At 65.5% G+C, this 20,898-nt stretch carries 21 protein-coding genes and 2 tRNA genes; 15 read left to right on the forward strand and 8 right to left on the reverse strand.

Annotated features, from left to right (window positions below; translation table 11 throughout):
• Positions 1–43: 43 nt before the first annotated feature.
• The gene (locus M1248_RS01100) at positions 44–1,390 is read left to right on the forward strand and encodes a dipeptidase (RefSeq protein WP_317147320.1); all 1,347 of its coding nucleotides are present in this window, start codon (positions 44–46) and stop codon (positions 1,388–1,390) included.
• Here M1248_RS01100 and bcp read toward each other — a convergent pair.
• Positions 1,367–1,840: a thioredoxin-dependent thiol peroxidase gene (gene bcp / locus M1248_RS01105; RefSeq protein WP_163729855.1), complete on the reverse strand. Its 474-nt coding sequence runs from the start codon at positions 1,838–1,840 to the stop codon at positions 1,367–1,369. The two genes, M1248_RS01100 and bcp, sit on opposite strands and share 24 nt — an antisense overlap.
• A 113-nt stretch (positions 1,841–1,953) precedes the next feature.
• On the opposite strand from bcp, the gene M1248_RS01110 reads away from it, so the two are divergent.
• The gene (locus M1248_RS01110) at positions 1,954–2,178 is read left to right on the forward strand and encodes a DUF3618 domain-containing protein (protein WP_163729854.1); all 225 of its coding nucleotides are present in this window, start codon (positions 1,954–1,956) and stop codon (positions 2,176–2,178) included.
• A gap of 11 nt (positions 2,179–2,189) precedes the next feature.
• On the opposite strand, the gene M1248_RS01115 is transcribed toward M1248_RS01110, so the two are convergent.
• Entirely contained in the window at positions 2,190–2,360 is a 171-nt protein-coding gene (locus M1248_RS01115; protein WP_165799778.1) for a hypothetical protein, read from the reverse strand.
• Positions 2,361–2,917: 557 nt separating this feature from the next.
• On the opposite strand from M1248_RS01115, the gene M1248_RS01120 reads away from it, so the two are divergent.
• The gene (locus M1248_RS01120; RefSeq protein ID WP_317147460.1) at positions 2,918–4,174 is read left to right on the forward strand and encodes a GAF domain-containing SpoIIE family protein phosphatase; all 1,257 of its coding nucleotides are present in this window, start codon (positions 2,918–2,920) and stop codon (positions 4,172–4,174) included.
• Positions 4,175–4,260: 86 nt separating this feature from the next.
• Here the strand turns inward: M1248_RS01120 and M1248_RS01125 are convergent.
• Positions 4,261–4,336 (reverse strand) — tRNA-Lys (locus M1248_RS01125).
• A gap of 146 nt (positions 4,337–4,482) precedes the next feature.
• Here M1248_RS01125 and M1248_RS01130 point away from each other — a divergent pair.
• Positions 4,483–5,703 carry an Ig-like domain-containing protein gene (locus M1248_RS01130; protein ID WP_163729852.1) on the forward strand — a complete coding sequence of 407 codons (1,221 nt, stop codon included), beginning with the start codon at positions 4,483–4,485 and terminating at the stop codon, positions 5,701–5,703.
• 46 nt (positions 5,704–5,749) lie between these two features.
• Here M1248_RS01130 and M1248_RS01135 read toward each other — a convergent pair.
• A tRNA-His gene (locus M1248_RS01135) sits at positions 5,750–5,822 on the reverse strand.
• 31 nt (positions 5,823–5,853) lie between these two features.
• Positions 5,854–6,501 (reverse strand): oligoribonuclease, encoded by a 648-nt coding sequence (orn, locus tag M1248_RS01140; protein WP_163729851.1) that lies wholly within the window; start codon positions 6,499–6,501, stop codon positions 5,854–5,856.
• A 26-nt stretch (positions 6,502–6,527) separates the two neighbouring features.
• On the opposite strand from orn, the gene M1248_RS01145 reads away from it, so the two are divergent.
• The gene (locus M1248_RS01145; RefSeq protein WP_163729850.1) at positions 6,528–8,123 is read left to right on the forward strand and encodes a helicase HerA-like domain-containing protein; all 1,596 of its coding nucleotides are present in this window, start codon (positions 6,528–6,530) and stop codon (positions 8,121–8,123) included.
• Here M1248_RS01145 and cmrA read toward each other — a convergent pair.
• Positions 8,120–8,926 carry a mycolate reductase gene (cmrA, locus tag M1248_RS01150; RefSeq protein WP_163729849.1) on the reverse strand — a complete coding sequence of 269 codons (807 nt, stop codon included), beginning with the start codon at positions 8,924–8,926 and terminating at the stop codon, positions 8,120–8,122. The genes M1248_RS01145 and cmrA overlap by 4 nt on opposite strands.
• 25 nt (positions 8,927–8,951) lie before the next feature.
• On the opposite strand from cmrA, the gene M1248_RS01155 reads away from it, so the two are divergent.
• A complete protein-coding gene (locus M1248_RS01155) occupies positions 8,952–10,271 on the forward strand; it encodes an MFS transporter (protein WP_163729848.1) in 1,320 nt (439 codons plus the stop codon).
• Here the strand turns inward: M1248_RS01155 and M1248_RS01160 are convergent.
• Positions 10,268–11,056 (reverse strand): MmpS family transport accessory protein, encoded by a 789-nt coding sequence (locus M1248_RS01160; protein WP_163729847.1) that lies wholly within the window; start codon positions 11,054–11,056, stop codon positions 10,268–10,270. The two genes, M1248_RS01155 and M1248_RS01160, sit on opposite strands and share 4 nt — an antisense overlap.
• A 127-nt stretch (positions 11,057–11,183) precedes the next feature.
• On the opposite strand from M1248_RS01160, the gene M1248_RS01165 reads away from it, so the two are divergent.
• The 3 genes from M1248_RS01165 to M1248_RS01175 all read left to right on the forward strand — a co-directional run bounded on the left by M1248_RS01165 (position 11,184) and on the right by M1248_RS01175 (position 13,563).
• Complete coding sequence (locus M1248_RS01165) at positions 11,184–13,061, forward strand: alpha/beta hydrolase family protein (protein ID WP_163729846.1); 1,878 nt, start codon at positions 11,184–11,186, stop codon at positions 13,059–13,061.
• Between the two features lie 97 nt (positions 13,062–13,158).
• On the forward strand, positions 13,159–13,368 hold the full coding sequence (locus M1248_RS01170; RefSeq protein WP_083125781.1) for a hypothetical protein: 210 nt from the start codon (positions 13,159–13,161) through the stop codon (positions 13,366–13,368).
• 39 nt (positions 13,369–13,407) lie between these two features.
• Complete coding sequence (locus M1248_RS01175; protein ID WP_099038799.1) at positions 13,408–13,563, forward strand: DUF6131 family protein; 156 nt, start codon at positions 13,408–13,410, stop codon at positions 13,561–13,563.
• Here M1248_RS01175 and M1248_RS01180 read toward each other — a convergent pair.
• Complete coding sequence (locus M1248_RS01180; protein WP_163729845.1) at positions 13,560–14,195, reverse strand: TetR/AcrR family transcriptional regulator; 636 nt, start codon at positions 14,193–14,195, stop codon at positions 13,560–13,562. The genes M1248_RS01175 and M1248_RS01180 overlap by 4 nt on opposite strands.
• Positions 14,196–14,291: 96 nt before the next feature.
• On the opposite strand from M1248_RS01180, the gene M1248_RS01185 reads away from it, so the two are divergent.
• The 6 genes from M1248_RS01185 to M1248_RS01210 all read left to right on the forward strand — a co-directional run bounded on the left by M1248_RS01185 (position 14,292) and on the right by M1248_RS01210 (position 20,878).
• The gene (locus tag M1248_RS01185) at positions 14,292–15,842 is read left to right on the forward strand and encodes a carboxyl transferase domain-containing protein (RefSeq protein ID WP_317147321.1); all 1,551 of its coding nucleotides are present in this window, start codon (positions 14,292–14,294) and stop codon (positions 15,840–15,842) included.
• Positions 15,843–15,846: 4 nt separating this feature from the next.
• Positions 15,847–17,838: an acetyl/propionyl/methylcrotonyl-CoA carboxylase subunit alpha gene (locus tag M1248_RS01190; protein WP_317147322.1), complete on the forward strand. Its 1,992-nt coding sequence runs from the start codon at positions 15,847–15,849 to the stop codon at positions 17,836–17,838.
• Positions 17,839–17,869: 31 nt separating this feature from the next.
• Positions 17,870–19,030, forward strand: coding sequence for an acyl-CoA dehydrogenase family protein (locus tag M1248_RS01195; RefSeq protein WP_317147323.1), 1,161 nt, complete (start codon positions 17,870–17,872; stop codon positions 19,028–19,030).
• The gene (locus M1248_RS01200; protein WP_317147324.1) at positions 19,027–19,527 is read left to right on the forward strand and encodes a MaoC family dehydratase; all 501 of its coding nucleotides are present in this window, start codon (positions 19,027–19,029) and stop codon (positions 19,525–19,527) included. Before M1248_RS01195 ends, M1248_RS01200 begins: the two co-directional genes overlap by 4 nt.
• Entirely contained in the window at positions 19,527–20,333 is an 807-nt protein-coding gene (locus M1248_RS01205; RefSeq protein ID WP_317147325.1) for a CoA ester lyase, read from the forward strand. Before M1248_RS01200 ends, M1248_RS01205 begins: the two co-directional genes overlap by 1 nt.
• Positions 20,334–20,404: 71 nt before the next feature.
• A complete protein-coding gene (locus M1248_RS01210) occupies positions 20,405–20,878 on the forward strand; it encodes a MarR family winged helix-turn-helix transcriptional regulator (RefSeq protein WP_317147326.1) in 474 nt (157 codons plus the stop codon).
• Positions 20,879–20,898: the final 20 nt, after the last annotated feature.

Below are 20,898 nucleotides of genomic sequence, written 5' to 3' on the forward strand. Positions count from 1 at the left end.
TGCGTTTGCTCACCAAGGATTGGCGACCAGCTAGCCTCGAAGGGTGAGCGATCTCGTGCAGCGGGTGCGCGACGTGTTGCCGTCGGTGCGCCGCGACTTGGAAGACCTCGTGCGTATCGAATCGGTGTGGGCCGATCCGGCCCGTCGTGGTGAAGTACAGCGCAGCGCCGATGCAGTGGTAAAGCTGTTGTCGGACGCGGGCTTCAAGAATGTGCAGATCGTCAGCGAGGGCGGCGCCCCCGCCGTCATCGCCAGGCATCCGGCGCCGCCGGGAGCGCCCACCGTGCTGCTCTATGCCCACCACGACGTTCAGCCCGAGGGTGACCACACACAGTGGAACTCGCCACCGTTCGAGCCCACCGAGCGCGACGGACGCCTCTACGGACGCGGCACGGCCGACGACAAGGCCGGCATCGCAACGCATCTGGCGGCCTTCCGGGCCCACGGTGGCAACCCGCCCGTCGGCGTCACGGTGTTCGTCGAGGGGGAGGAGGAGTCGGGATCGCCGTCGCTGTCCCGACTGCTGGCCGCACACCGTGAGACGCTGGCGTCCGACGTGATCGTCATCGCCGACTCCGACAACTGGAGCACCGACGTGCCCTCGCTGACGGTGTCGCTGCGGGGTCTGGCCGACTGTGTCGTCGAGGTCGCGACGTTGGATCACGGCCTGCACTCGGGTTTGTGGGGTGGCGTCGCCCCCGATGCGTTGACGGTGCTGGTGCGACTGCTGGCCAGTCTGCACGACGATGAGGGAAATGTGGCCGTCGAGGGATTACACGAAGCTGCCGCTGCGGACGTCGACTATCCGCCGGAGCGGGTCCGCGCGGAAACGGGACTCTTAGACGGGGTCCGCGAAATCGGTTCCGGGTCGGCGCCGCAACGACTTTGGGCCAAGCCCGCGATCACGGTGATCGGTATCGACACCACGCCGATCGACAAGGCGTCGAACACGTTGATTCCGCGGGCGCGGGCGAAGGTCAGCATGCGCGTCGCGCCGGGCGGCGACGCGGGGGAGCACCTCGCGGCGCTGACCCGTCACTTGGAGCAGAACGCGCCGTGGGGTGCGCAGGTGACCGTCACTCCCGGCGACGTCGGCCAGCCGTACGCCATCGACGCCACCGGAGCCGTCTACGACGCCGCCCGCGCGGCGTTCCGGCAGGCGTGGGGCGGTGAGCCCGTCGACACGGGCATCGGTGGTTCCATTCCGTTCATCGCCGAGTTCGCCGAGGCGTTCCCGTCGGCCAAGATCCTGGTGACCGGCGTGGAAGACCCTGCGACACAGGCGCACAGCGTCAATGAGAGCCTGCACCTGGGAGTCCTGGAGCGTGCCGCGATCGCCGAGGCGCTGCTGCTGGCGAACCTGGGGTCAGACGGACAGATCGCGACGTAGCTTGGCCACGTGACCGGTGGCGCGGACGTTGTACTGCGCCTCGGCGATCTTGCCCTTCTCGTCGACCACGAACGTCGAACGAATAACGCCCTGAACGGTTTTGCCGTACATCATCTTCTCGCCGTAGGCGCCCCACGCGGTGAGTACCTCGCGGTCGGGGTCGGACAGCAGCGGAAAGGTCAGCTTCTCCTTGTCGCGGAACTTGGCCAGCTTCTCGGGCTTGTCGGGAGAGATACCGATCACGTCGAGTCCGGCTCCGTTGAGTTCGCCGAGGCTGTCCCGGAAGTCGCACGCCTGCTTGGTGCAGCCCGGCGTGGAGGCAGCGGGGTAGAAGTACACGATGACCTTGCGCCCCTTGTAGTCGGAGAGCTTGACGGTCTTGCCGTCGGCGTCAGGCAGGCTGAACGCGGGGGCTTTGTCGCCCACCTCGAGTCGCGGAGTCTGTGACACGTGAGCGGATCCCCTCTCATGGACCGGTGCACTTCGATTGATGCGAGCTGATCTAGGGTAGTTGCGCAAGGCAACGGAGTTGGAGCAGGGCTTGACGCGTATGGGAGATGGATGTGGCGGACCGCGACCCCGACACCATCAAGCAGGAGATCGACCAGGCTCGCGACCAGCTGGCGCTGACGGTCGACTCCCTGGCTGAGCGTGCCAACCCACGTCGGCTGGCCGACGACCTCAAGGCCGGGTTGGTGCAGTTCGTCAAGAAGCCGCCGGTGGCCATCTCGCTGGCAGGCGTGGGGACTGTGGTCATCGTGCTCGTCGTGCGCCGTATCAGGCGCTGAGGCGGCTCAGTTCAGCGCCGGCGGCCGGAGCGGAACAGGTCCGAGAACCACGAGCTCGGCGGATTGGCGACACGGCCGATACGGCTGCAGTTGTACACCGCGACCGGGCCCTGCCCAGTTACGTCGTCGTCGCCGTGTGCGCCGTGCGCACCAGCTGCGAACGCTGCGCCAATCTGCGCCATCAGCTAATTCCCTGTCCTTCGGTTTCGGCTATCAACAGCGGGCCGGTGCCCTCGTCGTCAGCTAACGCGGACTCTAGCATCATTGCGACTCTTTTGGCAGCTTGAACCGGGACAATCTGTGGAAAGAGTTACCTCCGCAACGATCATCGGCCCTGCGCAAGCGCGAGGATGACTGGTTTTCTGTAACTTCCAGCACACATGTCGGGGTCAGGCTCGAAGCCGTACTGGATATTTACGCAAACGAAAGCGGCAACCGTCCGAATGTGATAACTGAAGGCGGCCGATGTGAGACCCTGCGATACGCGGAGTCGATGTGCCGCCGGGATCGAGAGGCCTTCGACGGCTCGGCCCTAGCCGAAATGGGGCGATCCGCGAGCACGCCTGCGGTGCCTACGCCGTTTATGGGACATTGGAGTGTCGACGGCGCCAGTCGCCGGTCACCCGCCGACTAACTCCATCGGTGGATCAGTGAAGGGGGCGGTATGGAGGCTCAGACTTTCCCGGTCAGGTTCCTCGCCGAGAGCGGCGAATTCGACGACACCGCCTATGCCCGAGGGATGGCGCGGTTGGTGCAAGCGGTCCAGGAACTGTCGCTGGCACGAAGCCTGCCGGAGGTGCAGCGCATTGTCCGTACCGCTGCTCGCGAACTCACCGGTTGCGACGGCGCGAGTTTCGTGTTGCGCGACGATGACAAGTGCTACTACGCCGACGAGGATGCGATCGCCCCGCTGTGGAAGGGGAGCCGGTTTCCCCTGGAGGCCTGTGTCAGCGGGTGGGCGATGCTCAACCGCGAATCGGCGGTGATCCCTGATATCTATCGCGATGCCCGCGTCCCCCACGCGGCGTACCGGCCCACATTCGTCAAGAGCCTGGTGATGGTTCCCATCCGCAAGCTCGACCCGATCGGGGCGATCGGCAACTACTGGGCGTGTGCGCGGCAGCCCTCCGAGCAGGAGGTCTCCCTACTGCAGGCCCTGGCAGATGCGACGTCGATCGCGATGGAAAACGTGCAGGTCTACTCCGAACTCGAACAACGGGTGCATGACCGGACAGTCGCGCTGGAGCGGGCCAACGACGAGATCCGCCAGAAGACCGGCCGCCTCACGGCGGGACTGGACAGCGCATCAGCCTATGTCTCGTCGATCCTGCCGGGTGAACTGGAAGGGCCGGTGCGAGTGTCCTCGCGCTACCTGCCGTCCCAGCAGCTTGGCGGGGACAGCTTCGACTACCGGTGGATCGATGACGATCATCTGATCGCCTATCTGATTGACGTCTCCGGGCACGGTATCGGCCCCGCACTGTTGTCGGTGTCGGTGCACAATCTGTTGCGCTCGGGCTCCCTGCCCTTGACGACACTGCTGGCCCCTGATCAGGTGCTGGCCGAACTCAACCAGCTCTTCGAGATGGACAAGCACGACGGGAACTACCTGACGATGTGGTTCGGGGTGTACGAATTGTCCTCGCGCACGCTTCGCTACGCCAGCGCGGGTGCCCCGCCGGCCATTGCCGTCGGTCCCGATGCCACCAGCACCGAGTTGTCCACCGCTGGAAAACCTCTCGGGATGTTCGACGATGCCGTCTACACCTCGCGCAGCTACGCCGTGCCGCCGGGCTGCCGCATCCTTCTCTACAGCGATGGCGCCTATGAGGATGCCTGCGTCGACGGGCACCCGTTGTCCCCGACGGATTTCAAAGACCTGTTCACCCGGCTGCACGAATCGTCCCTGGACGTCCTCGTCGAAACACTGCGGGGTCTCACGCCGTCGGGCACCTTCACCGACGACTGTTCACTCGTCCGACTGGAATCCGGCTGACGACGTCGGCGACGAGGTGAACGTGATGCCAGTGGACGGCGAGGCTGGTGCTGGGGTCTGCGCCGGAATCCCAACAGGGATTTTGCTGGTGCGCCGTCAGGGTTTCGAACCCCGGACCCGCTGATTAAGAGTCAGCTGCTCTACCAACTGAGCTAACGGCGCTGCGTGTGAGACGATAACAGGCCGCGCGGCGCGCGCGAAATCGTTACTCGCCCGCCGCTGGAGAGCGACGCTGTCGTCGCGCCTCGGGTCGTCGGTGCCCTTAGACTATTCCCAGAGATTCTTCTATTCGTGAGGTGGAGCAAACAATGTGGCAGGTCAGGTCCGTGGCCGGTCCGCGTCGCAATCGTCGATGGCTGACCGTCATCGCGCTCATTCCCGCGATCGTGCTTGGGCTGTCGGCGTGCAGTAGCAATTCCGCGCCGCCGCAGCCTCAGGTCATCGCCGACAAGGGCACGCCGTTCGGCGACCTGCTCATTCCCAAGCTGGCCACGACGGTCAAGGACGGGGACGTGGGGGTGAGCGCCGCGTCGCCGGTGACCGTCGGGGCGGAGGACGGCGTGCTCGGCGCGGTCTCCATGGTCAACGAGGACGGCGAGCCCGTGCAGGGCAAGCTGAGCAAGGACGGCCTCCAGTGGGCTACCACCGAGCCCCTCGGTTACAACAAGCGCTACACGCTGACCGCTGAGGCGCTCGGCCTGGGCGGTGCCACCTCTCGGCAGATGACATTCGAGACGCACTCGCCGGAGAACCTCACGATGGCCTATGTGGTGCCCAGCGAGGGCGAGGTCGTCGGCATCGGTCAGCCGGTCGCCGTCCAGTTCGACGAGAACATCCCGAACCGCCTGGCTGCCCAGCAGGCCATCAAGATCACGACCACGCCGCCCGTCGAAGGCGCCTTCTATTGGCTGAACAATCGCGAAGTACGTTGGCGGCCCGCGAATTACTGGAAGCCGGGCACCAAAGTCGAGGTGGCGGTCAACACCTACGGCGTCGACCTGGGCGACGGACTGTTCGGCCAGGAGAACATCACCACGCACTTCTCCATCGGCGACGAGGTGATCACCCGCATCGACGACAGCACCAAGACGATGACGGTGACGCGCAACGGCGAGGTCATCAAGACCATGCCCGTCTCGATGGGCAAGAACAGCACGCCGACCAACAACGGCACCTACATCGTCGGTGACCGCCGCTCCCACATGGTGATGGATTCGTCGACCTACGGCGTGCCGACGAACTCACCCAACGGCTACCGCACCGAGGTCGACTGGGCCACCCAGATCTCCTATAGCGGCATTTATGTGCACGCCGCACCATGGTCGGTGGGTAGCCAGGGCTACAGCAATGTCAGCCACGGGTGCATCAACGTGAGCACGAGCAACGGGCAGTGGTTCTACGACAACTCCAAGCGCGGCGACATCGTGGAGATAAATAACACAGTCGGCTCGATCCTTCCGGGCACCGACGGCCTGGGCGACTGGAACATTCCGTGGAGCCAATGGAAGTCGGGCAACGCGAGCGTCTGATCGTACAAAAAAGTCAGGGAGCGGATTCCGCTCCCTGACTTGTTTGGGTGGCTGACGGGACTCGAACCCGCGACAGCCAGGATCACAACCTGGTGCTCTACCAACTGAACTACAGCCACCATCGCCGCAGCATCTGCGGCGTCGTCGATACTAGCCGCTCGGGCGCTCTGCAGCCGAATCGATATCCGCAGAGTCGCCGTTCGGCGGGCCTAGCTGACCGGCGATCGCGGCGATATCACTGGTCGAGGGCCCGGGCGGGGCGACGAAGGCCGTCTGACGGTAGTACTTGAGCTCGCGGATCGACTCGTGGATGTCGGCCAGGGCGCGGTGGGCCAGACCCTTTTCGGGCTGGCCGAAGTAGATCCGGGGATACCAGCGCCGGCACAGTTCCTTGATCGAGCTGACGTCGATCATGCGGTAGTGCAGGAAGTCGTCGAGCTTGGGCATGTCCCGCGCGATGAACCCACGATCGGTGGCGATCGAGTTGCCGGCCAACGGAGCCGTCTTAGCCTGTTTGACGTGCGTGCGGATGTAGTCGAGGACGAGTTCTTCGGCGGCCGCCATGTCGACCGTGGACGCCCGCACCTCCTCGGTCAGGCCCGATCGGGCGTGCATGTCCCTGACCACATCGATCATCGACGCCAGCGCCTCATCGTCGGCGTGGATGACGACGTCTATGCCTTCGCCCAGGATGTTGAGGTCGGCGTCGGTCACCAGCGCCGCGATCTCGATGAGCCGGTCGGTCCCCAAGTCGAGGCCGGTCATCTCGCAGTCGATCCACACGAGTTCGTCACGCACAGCGCTCAACAGTACTGTTTGCGACCATGACCAACGCGTCGAGCGTCAATGCAGCCCAGCAAATCGCCGCCGGTTATGCGTTCGAGGGCCCGGCCCTGGAGTTGGGCACGGTCGTCGTCGACGGTCTCTGCGACCCGACGGCGCGGGTCCGCATTCCGTTGGCCACCGTCAATCGGCACGGCCTCGTCGCGGGCGCTACCGGTACGGGTAAGACGAAATCGCTGCAGGTGATGGCCGAGCAGTTGTCCGCGGCCGGTGTGCCCTGCCTGATGGCTGACATCAAGGGCGACCTGTCGGGACTGTGCGCGCTCGGCGAGCCGAACGACAAGACCGAGCAGCGCGCCACGGACACCGGCGACGACTGGACGCCCACCGCCCATCCGGTGGAGTTCTTGTCGCTCGGCACCGGCGGAATCGGCGTGCCGGTGCGAGCGACCATCTCTAGTTTCGGCCCGATTCTTTTGTCAAAAGTGTTGGGGCTCAACCAAACCCAGGAGTCCACGCTGGGGTTGATCTTTCACTGGGCCGACCAGAAGGGCTTGCCGCTGCTAGACCTCAAGGATCTGCGTGCGGTGATCCAGTTCCTCACCGGCGACGACGGCAAGCCCGAACTGAAGGCACTCGGCGCGGTGTCCAAGACCACGGCCGGCGTCATCCTCCGGGCCCTGGTCAACCTCGAGGCCGACGGTGGCGACACGTTCTTCGGTGAGCCCGAACTCGAGCCCGAGGACCTGATGCGCGTCGACGCGCAGGGCCGCGGCGTCATCACGCTGCTCGAGGTCGGTGAGCAGGCGGCGCGGCCGGTGATGTTCTCGACGTTCCTGATGTGGGTGCTCGCCGATCTCTTCACGACGCTGCCCGAGGTCGGTGATCTCGACAAGCCGAAGCTGGTGTTTTTCTTCGACGAGGCCCACCTGCTTTTCAGCGACGCGTCGAAGGCCTTTCTGGAACAGGTCGAGCAGACCGTCAAGTTGATCCGCTCCAAAGGTGTCGGGGTGTTCTTCTGCACCCAGCTGCCGACCGACGTGCCCAACGCGGTGCTTTCGCAGTTGGGGGCGCGGGTCCAGCATGCGCTGCGCGCCTTCACCCCCGATGACCAGAAGGCGTTGTCGAAGACGGTGCGGACTTACCCGAAAACTCAGGTCTACGACCTGGAGACGGCGTTGACGTCGCTGGGCATCGGCGAAGCGATCGTCACCGTGCTTTCGGAAAGCGGTGCACCGACACCGGTGGCGTGGACCAGGATGCGGGCCCCGCGCTCGCTGATGGACACCATCGGGTCCGAGGCGATCGGTGCGGCCGCCAAGGCCAGCCCGCTGCAGGCCGAGTACGGCCAGACGATCGACCGCGACTCGGCCTATGAGCGGCTGTCGGCCAGGATGGCGCCGCCAGAACCGCCCGCGCCGGCGGCCGAACCGCAGCTGCCGCCGCCGCTCCCGGTCGATGTCGGGGGAGCGACGGCCTCAGGCGAGGTGAAGAGCCGGGGGACTGCCGAACCCGGAATGCTCGAGAAGGTGATGGACAGTCCGGCGTTCAAGAGTGCGATGCGCTCGGCGGGCACGGTGATCGGCCGCGAGATCACGCGCAGCATTTTCGGCACGGGCCGTCGCCGCAGGCGCTAGCCGCCGCCGAGCTTCTTGTAGACGGCGCCGACGATCGGCGTCACGATCGCCCGCGGTGTGTAGCCGGCGCCGACCGACATCGCCTTGCTGGTGATACCGGGAACGATGCGCATCTTGTTGCGCTCCAAGCCATCCAGCGACAGCTTGGCGGTGTACTCGGTGGAGATCCACAAGAAGTCCGGGATCAGCTTCTCCACGAGCGACTGTTCGGTCTCCGACGGAAGCGTTTCGCGCACCGGTCCGGGAGCGAGCAGCGTGACGTGCACGCCGTCGCGCTTGAGTTCACCGCGCAGCGACTCACTGAACGTATTGACGAACGCTTTGCTCGCCGCATAGGTCGCGTTGTTCGGTATCGGCGAATTGCCTGCGGCGGAACCGGAGATCAAGATGCCGCCGGCCTTGCGCGCCACCATTCCCGGCAATACCGCGAGCACAAGGTCGTGCACCCCAAGGACATTGAGTTGCACCTGGGCCTGCTCACCATCGGCGGGCAGGGAAGCGACGGGTCCGAACGTCGCGGTACCGGCGTTCGCGCACAGGATCGAGATGTTACGGACGGCCAGCTCGTCACAGAACTTCCCGCGTTCGGCGGGATCGGCGAGGTCGACGGGACGCACCTCGACCGTCACGCCGTACTGGCCGCTGATCCGGTCGGCCAGCGTCCGCAGGACGTCTTCTCGGCGGGCGGTGATGATCAGGTGGTGCCCGCGCGCGGCGAGTTCGAGGGCCAGAGCTTCGCCGATATTCTGCGACGCTCCGGTGACGACGGCGCGGGCATCTTCGCTGGGAGCGGGTACTGGCATGGGCCGGACTATATCGTGGGGCCCCATGAGCGAACTGACGTCGTCCGCGCCGACGGTGCGACGGTCGCAGATCCTCTCCTGGGCGGTATGGGACTTCGGTTCGACGGGGCTGAACGCGGTCGTGGTCACCTTCGTGTTCTCGATCTACCTCACCAACGCCGTTGGTGACGGACTGCCCGGCGAAATCAGCGCGACGAGCTGGCTCGGGTGGGCGCTGGGCGCTGCCGGCCTGGCCGTCGCACTGCTGGCCCCCCTCACCGGCGTGTGGGTCGAAACGCCGTGGCGGCGACGACGCGCGCTGGCCGCCCTCAGCGTGATGTCGGTCGTGTCCACCGTGGCGATGAGCGTGGTCCGCGAGGACTGGCGCTACTTGGCGCTGGGTCTTTTCCTGGTGGCCGCCACCTCGGCGTGCAACGACCTGGCGAGCGTGCCGTACAACGCCATGCTGCGCCAGCTGTCCACTCCCCGCACCTCGGGTCAGATCTCGGGATTCGGTATCGGCTTGGGCTATTTCGGCAGTGTCGTCTTGCTCTTGGTGGTCTATTTCGGATTCGTCTCCGGCGACGGTGATCACACCGGTCTGTTGAATCTGCCCAGCGCCGACGGCCAGAACGTCCGCGCCGCCATGATCTTCACCGCGGTCTGGTTCGCCCTGCTCGCGCTGCCGGTTCTCATCCTGGTCCCCAGCCCGAAACCAGACATCGAGGTGCCGGTCGAGGCAAGCGGCTTCTTCAGTGGATACCGAAAACTGTGGACCGAAATCCGCAGCGAATGGCACAGGGATCATCACGTCGTCTACTACCTGATCGCCAGCGCCGTGTTCCGTGACGGACTCACCGGCGTATTCGCCTTCGGCGCAGTGCTCGGAGTCAAGGTGTACGGCGTCTCCTCGGCCGACGTGCTGTTGTTCGGGGTGAGTGCCAGCATCATCGCCGCCATCGGCGCGATCATCGGGGGCTACCTCGACGACAAGATCGGCGCCAAGCCGGTGATCGTGGGCTCGCTGGCGTCGATGATCGTGGTCGGTCTCATCCTGATGACGCTGTCGGGTGTCCTGGCGTTCTGGATCTGCGGACTGTTGCTGTGCTTGTTCATCGGGCCGACGCTCTCGGCCGCCCGGACGCTGATGCTGCGCATGTCGGCCGAGGGTAAAGAGGGCGTCGCCTTCGGCCTGTACACCACGACCGGCCGGGCGGTGTCCTATCTGGCTCCGGTGTTGTTCTCGACGTTCATCGCCATCTTCGGTACCGACCGAGCGGGCATCGGCGGCCTCGTCGTGGTGCTCTTGGCGGGGATGCTGGCGATGCTGGTGGTGAAGACGCCGGGCCGGGTGCAGGCAACCTAGCCGGTTGGGGCGCAGATCGTCAGGCCGGCACCCGTGCGCTGCTCGAGGGTGACGCCGTTGACCGAGATCGAGCAGGTCACTTCGCGCCCGACGTTGATGATGCTGATGCTCGCGGAAGCGTCTGCAGGTTCGGCCAATTGGACTTCCTTGCTCCACGGCAGCATGACGTTGAACTCCGTCTGCAGCAGTCCGCCGTTGTCGACATAGGTGATGTTGATGGCCCGGCCGTCACCGGTGACGTTGTAGACCACGGTCTCGGTGGGGCCGGCTGGGGTGGTGCCGGTGGTGGTGGGCACGGTGGGCAGGGTCGGGGGTGGGGTCACCGGAGCCGAGGGCGTGCGCGACGTTGTCGTCGACGGGGTTCGGGTCGGCGTGGTGCGCTCGGTGAGCGACGGCGGCGGCGCGACGACGGTCTCCTGACGGGAGCTGTTGTCGTAGACGACGACCAATGCGATCACCAGGCCGATGACGGTCAGTACCGCCGCCGTGGCCAGCACCCACAGCCAGCGGGGTGACTTCGGCTCGTCCGGCGGTTGTCCGGCGCCGTCGGGCGGATACTGCCCACCGTATTGGTCGTACCGGCCGGTTGAGTAGGGGTCGTAGCCGTACGGCAACTGCTCGGTCGGGGGCGGCGCTGAGGGGGCCTGATAGGTGGGGCCGTACGGGGCCTGGCTCGCATATGCGGGATCGGGGCCCTGATAGCCGCCGTCCAGCGGCTGCGTCGGGTTGGGTCCGTAGTTGGCGCCCGACTGCTCATCACGTCCGCGGTGTGGTGAATCGGTCATGCCCACCTCATGGCTGCGAGGGTACCTGTGCAGGCGCTCAGGCTGCCCTCGCGGCAAAGGTTCGGTGCGTCCGCACTGTCGCGATCACCACGTTTACCGCCCGCGACCTCGGTTTACTCTGGTTCCGATGGCTGAGCAGGTTCGTCGCGTCTACGGGGCATCGATGTCGCCGGACGCCACCGCGTTCGCGCACATAGTCGACGACGGCGGATACCCGCGCGCCGTGCAGCGGTTCTTGCGCGGCTGGCGGGCGAGTTCCTCTCGTGACGTCGAATTGCCTGTCGACGGTCCGGTGAATCGGGTCATCCATTCCGCGGACGGATATTGGCTCGCGTGTGAGGTGGCACCCGAGGGCGGGTCTCGAAGCCAGATCTGGGTGGTGACAACCGATCCCGACGACCGCGACGCTCGCCGCATCGACAACTGGCCCGCCGGAGCCGCCGAAGGCAACGCGGAACTGATCGGTTGGGACGGTACCCGGGTCGCGGCGATCCTGACGGGTGACGACGGTGTCGGCAGCTCGTGCCTGATCGACCCGGCCGACGGGATCACCGTGGTGCTCGACCGGCGGTCGGGCGGCAGGCTGGTCGACGCGTGGGCGGGGTCCGCACTCGTGCGCGTCGGACCACGCGGCTACCGCGACCTCATCATGTTGCGCGGGTCTACCGAAATCGCTTTGCTGCCCTACGATCCCGGTTCCACCACCGACAACGGAATCATCCTCGATGACCACGTTCCGCGCCGCCTGCGAGCTGGTCTGGAGGGCGACTCTTACGAGCTGTATCAGCCGTCGACCGCGACCGGGCTCACCGGCACAGAGGGGTATGTGCGTGCGCTGATCCGCAGCGAGAACGGCGCCGAACACGCCCGGCTGCTCGAAGTCACCACCACCGAAGACGGGGTGTCGTATCAGGTCATCGCGGAGCGGCCGGGATACGAACTCGACGAGTTCACCGTCAGCGACGACTTGTCCACCGTGGCCATACTGTGGAATATCAACGGCGCCAGCGAATTACAGATCCTGGAACTCGCTGACTACACGGCATACCCGCCGATTCCGCTGCCCGGGATGGTGGCCAGTGAGCTAAGTATCAGCGCCGGCGGGTCGATGCTGGCGATGACGGTCGAAAGCCCCTCGATGCCTGCGACTGTCGAACTGGTCGATCCCCGTACTCGCGAGTGGGAGCCGGTCGACCGTGAGCCGAGTCTCGGTCCGGTGTCAGCCGATCCGACGCTGGAGACCATCACGGCGCGTGACGGTCTGACGTTCACCGGATGGCTGTTCCGGCCACCCGACGGGATCACGCCGATCGGCGCGATGTTGTTCCTGCACGGCGGGCCCGAAGGTCAGGGCAGGCCCGGCTACAACGAGTTCTTCCCACCCCTGCTCGAAGCCGGCATTTCGGTGTTCCTGCCGAACGTGCGCGGATCCGGAGGGTTCGGACGTTCCTTCATGCATGCCGACGACAGAGAGAAGCGATTCGCGGCCATCGACGATGTCGCGGATGCGGTCAACTTCCTGGCCGAGAACGGTCACGCGCATCCCGATCGCATCGCGTGCTGCGGTTGGTCATACGGCGGCTATCTGACGCAGGCTGCGCTTACCTTCCATCCCGAATTGTTTGCCGCGGGCATCAGCATTTGCGGTATGAGCGATTTGAACACGTGGTACCGCAGCACCGAGCCGTGGATCGCCGCTGCCGCCTATCCGAAGTACGGCCATCCTGTCAGCGACCGCGACCTGCTCGAGGAATTGTCACCGCTGCAGCGGGTGGATGCGATGACCGCACCCCTGCTTCTCGTCCACGGCGCCAACGACACCAACGTCCCCCCGGACGAGTCGCTGCAGATGTACACCGCATTAAAAGCGCTCGGGCGCACCGCCGAACACCTGGTATTCCATGACGACGGCCACGAGATCGACAAGCGGGAAAACCGCGCCGTACTGGTCAAGGCCATGTGCGACTGGCTGTTCACAGCTTTCTCACCGCGCCGGGAACCGTAGCCGAATCGTTGCCATTCCCAGGTTTGGGAAATTTTCTGCCGGGTAAACACGCTGCGTGCGCGCCGATTTGGGGCGCAATTAGAGATGGAGGCGCAGCATGCGAGGTGGTGGGCTACTCGGAGTTCTAGTGCTCATCTGGTTGCTGATCGGCGCGTTTGCGGCCTATCAGCGCGGTTACTTTGAAACTGGCGCAACCAACTGCGCGACTGCGGGGAGTATCGCACTCACGGTCGTCGTCGGCCCGCTGAACTACGCGGGAGTCAATCCGAAGGTGGCGGACTGCAATATCCCGGAGCCCAGTCAATAGTCCACTAGCAGTTGATAATTCAAAAGAAATGGGGTCACGATGATTATCCTCGGAATCATCCTCGCCGTACTCGGTTACATCCTCGGCATCAGCGTTTTGACGACAATCGGTGTCATCCTGGTCGTTATCGGAGCCGTCTTCTGGATTCTCGGGTCCGTCGGACGTCCCGTCGGTGGCCGTAGAGCCTGGTACTAACCGCTCACGGTCTCCGCGGCCGAGGTCAGCGCAGCAACCGTCATCGCTCGAAGGACGGCACGCTCGCTGGCCTCGGCCCTTTTTGTGGCACTTGGTTTCACCGAATGTGGGGTCGAATTCAGCAGTCCGAACGTCGCGTGCGCCATCAGCCGGGCATCGTCTTCCCGGAGAGACTTATTCAACTGCCGCAACACATCGACCCAAATCTCGACATACTGCCGCTGGGCCTTTCGGACCTGACGTTTGGCGTTCGGCGGCAGGTTGGGAAGGTCACGATCCTGGATGCGGATCAGATCCGATTCGCCGAGTGCGAAGTCCAGGTGAAAGTCGACCAGCCCATCGAGCGCGGACCGCGCGTCGTCAGCCCGCGCGACGACCTCGGTCGCGCCGGCCAGCAGGCGTGTGCTGATTCCCACCAGCAATTCGACGAGCAGCGCTTCTTTGTTGGGGAAGTGGCGGTAGATCGCCGGTCCGCTGACGCCGGCAGCGGCGCCGATGTCCTCCAGACGCACGGCAAGATATCCCCGTTCGGCGACCAGTCGTTCAGCCGCTGCGATCAGTTGCGATCGGCGGTCCGATTTGGCCTTGCTGCGGCGCGTCGCGGCCAGATCAGGCACCGAAGTGGAGGCCATCGACACACTCCAAACGCGCTGGTGGACATTTCGGTTAATCGTGACTAACATACCACGAGTTAGTCGTCATTAACTCAACTGAACGGGTTTTCTGCGATGACAACGCGGATCTCGCATCGCGAGGAGCACCTCGAGCTGGTGGGTCAATTGCGCGCCAAGCTCGCCGCTGCGGCGCTCGGTGGCCCCGAACGTGCCCGCGAGCGCCACGTCAGCCGCGGCAAGCTGCTACCGCGTGACCGCGTCGACGGGCTCCTCGACCCGGGCAGCCCTTTTCTCGAGCTGACACCGCTGGCCGCCGACGGCATGTACGACGACGAATGCCCCGGCGCGGGCATGATCGCCGGCATCGGACGCGTCTCAGGGCGCGAATGTGTGGTCATCGCGAACGATGCGACCGTCAAGGGCGGGACCTACTATCCGATCACCGTCAAAAAGCACCTGCGCGCTCAAGAGGTAGCCGGACAGAACAGGCTGCCGTGCATCTACCTGGTTGACTCGGGCGGGGCGTTCCTGCCGCGCCAGGACGAGGTGTTCCCCGACCGCGAGCACTTCGGCCGCATCTTTTACAACCAGGCCAACCTGTCCGCCGCGGGCATCGCTCAGATCGCGGCGGTGCTCGGCTCGTGCACGGCCGGGGGCGCGTATGTGCCGGCCATGAGCGACGAGGCCGTGATCGTCCGCAATCAGGGCACTATCTTCCTCGGAGGCCCGCCGCTGGTGAAGGCGGCGACCGGCGAGATCGTCACCGCGGAAGAACTCGGCGGCGGCGATCTGCACTCCAAGACCTCCGGTGTCACAGACCATTTGGCGCACGACGACCGCGATGCTTTGCGGATTGTGCGGCGAATCGTCGGCACGCTGGGCCCGCGTGAGCCGCTGCCTTGGGATGTGAGGCCGACGGTGCACGCGGTCGCCGACCAGACCGAACTGTACGACGTGGTGCCCGTCGACTCGCGTGTGCCATACGACGTTCACGAGGTGATCACGCGCATCGTGGACGGCGGGGAGTTCGCCGAGTTCAAGGCCGAATACGGCAGCACGCTGGTGACCGGATTCGCGCACATCCACGGTCACCCGGTCGGCATCATCGCCAACAACGGGGTGCTGTTCAGCGAGTCGGCCCTCAAGGGTGCCCATTTCATCGAACTCTGCGACAAGCGCAACACACCACTGCTGTTCCTGCAGAACATCTCCGGCTTCATGGTGGGACGCGACTACGAGGCGGGGGGCATCGCCAAGCACGGCGCGAAGATGGTCACCGCGGTCGCCTGCGCAAGGGTGCCGAAACTGACCGTCGTGATCGGCGGTTCGTACGGCGCGGGCAACTACTCGATGTGCGGGCGCGCGTATTCACCCCGGTTCCTGTGGATGTGGCCGAATGCGAGGATCTCGGTGATGGGTGGTGAGCAGGCCGCCTCGGTGCTGGCGACGGTGCGTGGAGAGATGACTCCCGACGAGGAGGAGACGTTCAAGGCGCCCATCCGCCAGCAGTACGAGGATCAGGGCAACCCGTACTACTCGACGGCCCGGCTGTGGGACGACGGCGTCATCGATCCCGCTGACACCAGAACCGTTCTCGGCCTCGCACTTTCAGTGGTCGGACAGGCTCCACTCGAGCCCGTCTCCTACGGCGTTTTCCGGATGTGATCACGTGACCACCATAGATACAGTCTTGATCGCCAACCGCGGTGAGATCGCCGTGCGCGTGATCCGCACGCTGCGTGCGATGGGTATCCGTTCGGTCGCGGTGTTCAGCGACGCCGACACCGGCGCCCGTCACGTCGCCGAGGCCGATGTGGCGGTGAACATCGGGCCTGCCGCGGCCCGGGAGAGCTATCTCGACATCGACGCGGTGGTCGCGGCGGCCCGGCGCACCGGGGCGCAGGCGGTGCACCCGGGTTACGGGTTCCTCTCGGAGAACGCACAATTCGCGGCTGCCCTGCAGTCCGCTGGCATCGTGTTCATCGGCCCTCCAGTCGGCGCGATACAGACGATGGGTGACAAAATCGCCGCCAAGGCCGCGGTGTCGGCGTTCGGAGTTCCTGTCGTTCCCGGTGTGTCGCGGCCCAGCCTCACCGACGCAGACCTGATCGCCGGTGCTGACGAGGTCGGATACCCGGTCCTGGTGAAGCCGTCCGCGGGCGGCGGCGGCAAGGGCATGCGCGTCGTACACGAGCCGGCGGAGCTGGCGGCCGCGCTGGCCAGCGCCCGCCGGGAGGCCGCGTCGGCCTTCGGCGACGACACGCTGTTCCTCGAACGTTTCGTGTTGAACCCGAGACACATCGAGGTGCAGGTGCTCGCCGACGGCTTCGGCAACGTCGTGCACCTAGGCGAACGCGAGTGCAGTCTGCAGCGTCGGCATCAGAAGGTGATCGAAGAGGCGCCGTCGCCCCTTCTGGACGCGGCAACCCGTGCCCGCATCGGTGCCGCGGCCTGCGATACGGCCCGCAGTGTGGAGTACACCGGCGCGGGCACCGTCGAGTTCATCGTGTCCGCCGACCGGCCCGACGAGTTCTTCTTCATGGAGATGAACACCCGCCTGCAGGTCGAGCACCCGGTGACCGAAATGGTCACCGGCGTCGACCTCGTCGAACAACAGGTGCTCATCGCGGCGGGGCACAAGCTGCCGTTCAGCCAGGACGACATCACTTTGACCGGGCACGCCATCGAGGCGCGCGTCTACGCCGAGGACCCCGGCCGTGGCTTCCTGCCGACTGGCGGCACCGTGCTGGACCTTGCCGAACCCGGTGGCCGCGGCGTCCGCGTCGACTCCGGGCTGAAAGCCGGCACCATAGTCGGCAGCGACTACGACCCGATGCTGTCGAAGGTCATCGCGCACGCCGAGGACCGTGCCGGCGCCATCCGCGCCCTCGATACGGCCCTGTCGCAGACTGCTGTCCTCGGTGTCGTCACGAACATCGAGTTTCTGCGATTTCTGCTGGCCGATCCTGACGTCGTCGCCGGTGACCTCGACACCGGTCTACTCGACCGCCGCATGCCGGACTTCGAGCCCGCGGAGCCGGGTGACCGTGAGTTGATCGCCGCGGCTGCCCACAAGTGGCTGCGCGGCTGGCCCGACCCGGTCACCGACCTGTGGGCGGTGCCATCGGGATGGCGGCTCGGAGAGCACGCGCCGACGGCGCTTCGCCTGCATTCCGGCGACCGCACCGACCACGTCTACCTCACCGGCAACCCCGGATCCGCGACCGCTGCCGTGGAGGACAGCGAATCCCGTTCGTTGTCAGCGTCTCTCGACGGTGACAAGTTGTCGTTGACGCTGGATGGGTTGCGAACCGAGTACCTGGTCGCGGCCGTCGACGGGCGGACCTGGCTGTCCGGTGACGGGCACACCGCCGTCGTCGACGAGGTTCGGGAAGCGCCCGTGCGCCCCGACGACGAACTGGGCGGCGACGCCGAGCTGACGAGCCCAATGCCGGGTTCGGTTGTCGCCGTCGGTGTTTCCGACGGCGACGCGGTCGAGGCCGGAACCGTCGTAGTGACCGTCGAGGCCATGAAGATGGAACACGCACTGACCGCCCCGGTCGCGGGTGTGGTCGAGCTACTCGTCGCCGTCGGCGACCAGGTCAAGGTGGGCCAGACATTGTCCCGGATCACCGCTAGTGAGAAAGCAGAACAGGCATGAGCATCAAGCGAGTAGCGGAGGCGGATCGCGCATGAGCAACAGTCTGGCGACGGGCATGCTGCCCGATCACTATGAGCAGCTGGCCAAGACGGTCCGCGATTTCGCCCAGAGCGTGGTCGCGCCCGTCGCCGCCAAACACGATGAAGAGCACTCGTTTCCGTACCAGGTCGTCGCCGGCATGGCCGATATGGGGTTGTTCGGCCTGCCATTCCCCGAGGAATACGGCGGTATGGGCGGTGACTACTTCGCGCTGTGCCTGGCGCTGGAGGAGCTCGGCAAGGTCGATCAGAGTGTGGCGATCACGCTGGAGGCAGGTGTTTCGCTGGGTGCGATGCCTGTGTACCGCTTCGGCAACGAGGAGCAGAAGCAGGAATGGCTGCCGCTGCTGGCGAGCGGAAAGGCGCTGGGTGCATTCGGTCTGACCGAGGCGGGTGGCGGTACCGACGCGGGCGCGACTCGAACGACAGCGCGGCTAGACGACGGGCACTGGATTATCAATGGCTCCAAGCAGTTCATCACCAACTCGGGCACCGACATCACCAAGCTCGTCACCGTTACCGCAGTAACGGGGGACACGGACGGCAAAAAGGAGATCTCGTCGATCCTGGTGCCGGTTCCGACGCCGGGATTCACCGCCGAGCCTGCCTACAACAAGGTCGGGTGGAATGCGTCGGACACCCACCCGCTGAGTTTCGACGACGTCCGGGTACCGCAGGAGAACCTGCTGGGCGAACGTGGTCGCGGTTACGCCAATTTCCTGCGCATCCTCGACGAGGGACGGATCGCCATCGCAGCGTTGTCCGTCGGTGCCGCGCAGGGCTGCGTCGACGAGTGTGTGAAGTACGCCAAGGAGCGGGAGGCGTTCGGTCAAAAGATCGGCGCGTACCAGGCCATCGCATTCAAGATCGCTCGCATGGAGGCGCGCGCATACTCAGCCCGAACCGCCTACTACGACGCGGCGGCACTGATGTTGGCGGGCAAGCCGTTCAAGAAGGCCGCGGCAATCGCCAAGCTGGTGGCCAGCGAGGCGGCGATGGACAACTCCCGCGATGCCACGCAGGTGTTCGGCGGCTACGGCTTCATGAACGAGTATCCGGTCGCGCGCCACTACCGCGACAGCAAGATCCTCGAAATCGGTGAGGGGACAACGGAAGTGCAGTTGATGCTGATCGCGCGGGAGGCCGGCCTGTGAGCGGAGGCGAAGAGCACAAGAAGGTCATCGTCCAACGCGGTCTGTGGTTCGAGGAATTCGAAACCGGTGTGCTGTATCAGCACCGCCCGGGACGCACCATCACCGAGGCGGACAACGTGCTGTTCACCACTCTGACCATGAACACCCAGGCGCTGCATCTCGATGCGGCGTTTTCCGATGCGTTGCCCCCGTTCAACCAGCGGCTGGTGAATTCGATGTTCACGCTGTCGACACTGGTCGGGCTGTCGGTGGCGCAACTGACACAGGGCACCATCGTCGGAAACCTCGGCTTCGGCGAAGTCGCGTTCCCGAAGCCGCTCTTCCACGGTGACACGCTCTACGCCGAGACCGAGATCACCGAGAAGCGGGAATCGAAGAGCAGGCCGGGGGAAGGCATCGTCACCTTCTCGCACGTTGGCCGCAATCAACACGGTGACGTCGTGGCGACCGCGTCCCGCAAGACCATGGTGCGCAAGCGGCCCAAGGGGACGGCCTGATGGCGTTGGGCAACAACGGTCCGGCTTGGCTGTTCTGTCCCGCCGACCGCCCTGAACGGTTCGAGAAGGCCGCCGCCGCAGCCGATGTCGTTATCCTCGATCTCGAGGACGGTGTCGCCGCCAAGGACCGCGAAGCCGCACGCCAAGCGCTGATCGACACTCCGCTGGACCCCGCCCGCACGGTCGTCCGGATCAACCCGACCGCGACGTCCGATCATCAGCTCGACCTGGAGACGCTGGCGCGCACCGACTACACCGTCGTCATGCTGGCTAAAACCGAATCACCGCGCCAGGTCCGCGATCTCGTACCGCGCGAGGTGGTCGTGCTGATCGAGACACCGCTGGGCGCCTTGGAAGTCGGCGAACTGGCGCGCATGGACAACGCGTTCGCGGTCATGTGGGGCGCGGAGGATCTGTTCGCCGTCACCGGCGGCACCGCCAACCGGTGGCCCGACGGTAGTTACCGCGACGTCGCCAGACATGTGCGGTCGCAGAGTCTGCTTGCCGCCAAGGCGTACGGCAAGATCGCGTTGGATTCCGTTTATCTCAACATCAAGGACCTCGACGGCCTCCGCGCGGAAAGTGACGACGCGGTCGCAGTGGGCTTCGACGCCAAGGTTGCCATCCACCCATCGCAGGTTGCGGTCATTCGTGATGCCTACGCGCCGACAGACGAGCAGGTCGACTGGGCACGGGCGGTTCTCGCGGCTGCCCGCGATGAGCGGGGAGTGTTCCAACACGAGGGTTTGATGGTCGATGCCCCGGTGCTTCGGCGCGCAGAACGGATCGTCGCGTCCGCCACGTAGGGACGAGTTTCGCGGGACCGGCTTCATGCCCGCCTCTGAGCGTCACCCCGCATAGCGTGCATGATTTGCCAATGGCGTTGTCAGGCAGACAAGGGTCGCTGGACTCCATCAACCACACGCTGGCCAGGGTGATGCGGCTGAGCGGCAGTCGCTCCATGTTCGCCCGGCAGGCAGCGGCCGCCGGTGTGGATCTGGCGCAGCCGTCCTACGTCCTGCTCCGAACCCTCATCGACGAGGGACCGCTCCCGATGGGTGGTCTGGCGCGTATCGCTCACATGGACGTGGGCATGGCGGCGCGGCAGGTCAACGCACTCGTCGAGGCGCGGCTGGTCACTCGACAGCCGGATCCCGCGGACCGACGAGTGTCACTCGTTGCGGCGAGCCCTGAGGGCCACCGGGTCGCGGGAGCACTGCAGGACGTGCGGCGGCGTCACTTGCAGCGGGCACTGTCCGGATGGTCGGCCTCCGAGCTGGAGGACTTCGATCGGCTTCTGATGCGGTTCCTCGCAGACACCACGGCGACTTCGATCGACGACGAACCATGAAGACAGGCGTCGAGAAGAGT

Source organism: Mycobacterium sp. 29Ha, from assembly GCF_032883055.1.
In the GTDB taxonomy this organism is placed as follows: Bacteria; Actinomycetota; Actinomycetes; order Mycobacteriales; family Mycobacteriaceae; genus Mycobacterium; species Mycobacterium gallinarum.

Excerpts from the sequence above, each read along its gene's own strand:
- M1248_RS01165 (WP_163729846.1), top strand. The coding sequence starts at position 11,184 with ATGGCTGAGCAGGTTCGTCGCGTCTACGGGGCATCGATGTCGCCGGAC.
- M1248_RS01185 (WP_317147321.1), top strand. The coding sequence starts at position 14,292 with ATGACAACGCGGATCTCGCATCGCGAGGAGCACCTCGAGCTGGTGGGT.
- M1248_RS01170 (WP_083125781.1), top strand. The coding sequence starts at position 13,159 with ATGCGAGGTGGTGGGCTACTCGGAGTTCTAGTGCTCATCTGGTTGCTG.
- M1248_RS01120 (WP_317147460.1), top strand. The coding sequence starts at position 2,918 with ATGGCGCGGTTGGTGCAAGCGGTCCAGGAACTGTCGCTGGCACGAAGC.
- M1248_RS01180 (WP_163729845.1), bottom strand. The coding sequence starts at position 14,195 with ATGGCCTCCACTTCGGTGCCTGATCTGGCCGCGACGCGCCGCAGCAAG.
- M1248_RS01205 (WP_317147325.1), top strand. The coding sequence starts at position 19,527 with ATGGCGTTGGGCAACAACGGTCCGGCTTGGCTGTTCTGTCCCGCCGAC.
- M1248_RS01175 (WP_099038799.1), top strand. The coding sequence starts at position 13,408 with ATGATTATCCTCGGAATCATCCTCGCCGTACTCGGTTACATCCTCGGC.
- M1248_RS01210 (WP_317147326.1), top strand. The coding sequence starts at position 20,405 with ATGGCGTTGTCAGGCAGACAAGGGTCGCTGGACTCCATCAACCACACG.
- cmrA (WP_163729849.1), bottom strand. The coding sequence starts at position 8,926 with ATGCCAGTACCCGCTCCCAGCGAAGATGCCCGCGCCGTCGTCACCGGA.
- M1248_RS01130 (WP_163729852.1), top strand. The coding sequence starts at position 4,483 with ATGTGGCAGGTCAGGTCCGTGGCCGGTCCGCGTCGCAATCGTCGATGG.
- M1248_RS01115 (WP_165799778.1), bottom strand. The coding sequence starts at position 2,360 with ATGGCGCAGATTGGCGCAGCGTTCGCAGCTGGTGCGCACGGCGCACAC.
- M1248_RS01145 (WP_163729850.1), top strand. The coding sequence starts at position 6,528 with ATGACCAACGCGTCGAGCGTCAATGCAGCCCAGCAAATCGCCGCCGGT.
- M1248_RS01160 (WP_163729847.1), bottom strand. The coding sequence starts at position 11,056 with ATGACCGATTCACCACACCGCGGACGTGATGAGCAGTCGGGCGCCAAC.
- M1248_RS01195 (WP_317147323.1), top strand. The coding sequence starts at position 17,870 with ATGAGCAACAGTCTGGCGACGGGCATGCTGCCCGATCACTATGAGCAG.
- M1248_RS01155 (WP_163729848.1), top strand. The coding sequence starts at position 8,952 with ATGAGCGAACTGACGTCGTCCGCGCCGACGGTGCGACGGTCGCAGATC.